Genomic DNA, 1606 nt, shown 5'->3' with positions numbered 1-1606 from the left:
AAACTCGACCCTCAGCAAGTCGAATTATCCCAGCTCAGGGCACCATTCTTTGTGTTCGACACGGCCGCTCGCTCAATCAGCACGAAAGCGCGAGGTTAAGCGCGACCGCGACAGTGACGCCGGTGGGCGAGTGTGGCGACCAGTACGCCAGCCAGGACGCCGAGCAGGGTGCATATGAGTGGCAGCGTGATCGCGGTCGGTAACCAGGATGGTCCGGAGATGTACTTTTCGTGGTCGACCTCGATCATGAAGCCCTGCTCCTGACCGGGAGGTATGAGCTCGGGGGCGATGGGAGCGTAGTCGGGTGAGCCGTAGGGCGCGATGTATCGCCATCCAATGGTTGCGAGCACTCCCAGCGCGAGACCGAAACAGCCGTATACGGCGATTACTCGGGTCATCGAAGGTCTCATGGTTGCGTCGACGGTCATGTCTCCATCTTCGGTCGAGCTCTGACGCACAACAACATGGAGTGTGTGACTTTGTTGTCGCTCGGCCCCTGAACGGCTGGACCGGCGACGCGGATCATTCGCTGCTCAGTTATCGATGTCCAGGTCCGTGGTTACTGCAACCGAAGCAACCCACTTCCCTTCGGCCTCGACAATTGAATGCGAGATCGAGATCACTACCGCCCCCTCACTCACGCACACTTCATTTGCGAAGGTGGCTGCTTGGTTGGACAACTCGCGGTGTAGCTCAGTAAGGGTGCTGTACGGACCAAGTTCGAGGGTGTAGACCTCATACGCGTGGTTCGTGCTCATTGCCTGAATGATACGGCTTGTGCATACACGGACATGCCGTGAAGTGTCAGTGTCGATTGATTTCGCCATTACGCCTCTGCCGCCGCGCCGAACTATCTACTTACCCGGCCGGGTGGTAGATGTACTGGATTCTTCATCTACCACCCGGCTGAGATCACTCATTGAGTGAGGACCTGGAGTCCCCACGATGTGGTTGGCGCGTCCGCAATTTCTAGGTCTTGCTGATCGGGGTCTACCCAGTTCACTGCAACAACCACATACGGAAAGTCATCGGCGTCGACACGTATGCGCACTCCTCCTTCGCCTTTGGCATACGTGCAACTGTGTTCCGAGTGGGCCATCGCCGGTGGCCCCTCGGAACACTGTAGGAAGTTGGCCTCCATTTCGTTCGGCGCACCGTCAGGACCTACGGAGCTGAACCGCTGAACGATCACTGCCCACGGTGCAAGATCGGTGTGGACATCGAGATCGAACACGCCGGCATCGACTTGGTTCCACTGAACAGGCAAATCCGGTTCGAAGCTGCCGCCGCCGAGTCGGTCCGGCCAGGACGCGGCCAGCAGCGGGATTTCACTCGACCCGATTGAAGCCCGGGGCAACTGCTCCAACGGTTCCTGAGCGGAGGACGGTGCCGGTCCGTCGAGGGATCCGCGATCAGGAACCGAAGTCGAACAACCTACTAGCACCGACATCAAGGCCAAGGTTGTTGAGGTGAGAATGCAGCTCAGTTGTCTTGACAGGTCAATTCACCACCCCAGGGTGCCGTCAAAGTCTTCTAACATGCGGATGACCTGGGGTTTTGCATGGTGACACACCGGAGAATACGGATGCGAGTGCGGGCACAGCGC

General features: G+C 58.5%; 3 protein-coding genes. All 3 read right to left on the bottom strand.

Annotation, left to right across the window (positions count from 1 at the left end):
- Positions 1-95: 95 nt before the first annotated feature.
- The 3 genes from EV641_RS29075 to EV641_RS29065 all read right to left on the bottom strand — a co-directional run bounded on the left by EV641_RS29075 (position 96) and on the right by EV641_RS29065 (position 1366).
- Complete coding sequence (locus EV641_RS29075; protein WP_132476973.1) at positions 96-398, bottom strand: hypothetical protein; 303 nt, start codon at positions 396-398, stop codon at positions 96-98.
- A 135-nt stretch (positions 399-533) separates the two neighbouring features.
- Positions 534-758, bottom strand: a complete 225-nt coding sequence (locus tag EV641_RS29070; RefSeq protein WP_059384860.1) for a hypothetical protein — start codon at positions 756-758, stop codon at positions 534-536.
- Between the two features lie 158 nt (positions 759-916).
- On the bottom strand, positions 917-1366 hold the full coding sequence (locus EV641_RS29065) for a hypothetical protein (RefSeq protein ID WP_132476972.1): 450 nt from the start codon (positions 1364-1366) through the stop codon (positions 917-919).
- Positions 1367-1606: the final 240 nt, after the last annotated feature.

It is taken from the genome of Rhodococcus sp. SMB37 (assembly GCF_004345605.1).
Lineage (GTDB): Bacteria > Actinomycetota > Actinomycetes > Mycobacteriales > Mycobacteriaceae > Rhodococcus.
This window is presented reverse-complemented; position numbering and strand designations above follow the sequence as displayed.

Excerpts from the sequence above, each read along its gene's own strand:
- EV641_RS29070 (WP_059384860.1), bottom strand. The coding sequence starts at position 758 with ATGAGCACGAACCACGCGTATGAGGTCTACACCCTCGAACTTGGTCCG.
- EV641_RS29075 (WP_132476973.1), bottom strand. The coding sequence starts at position 398 with ATGACCCGAGTAATCGCCGTATACGGCTGTTTCGGTCTCGCGCTGGGA.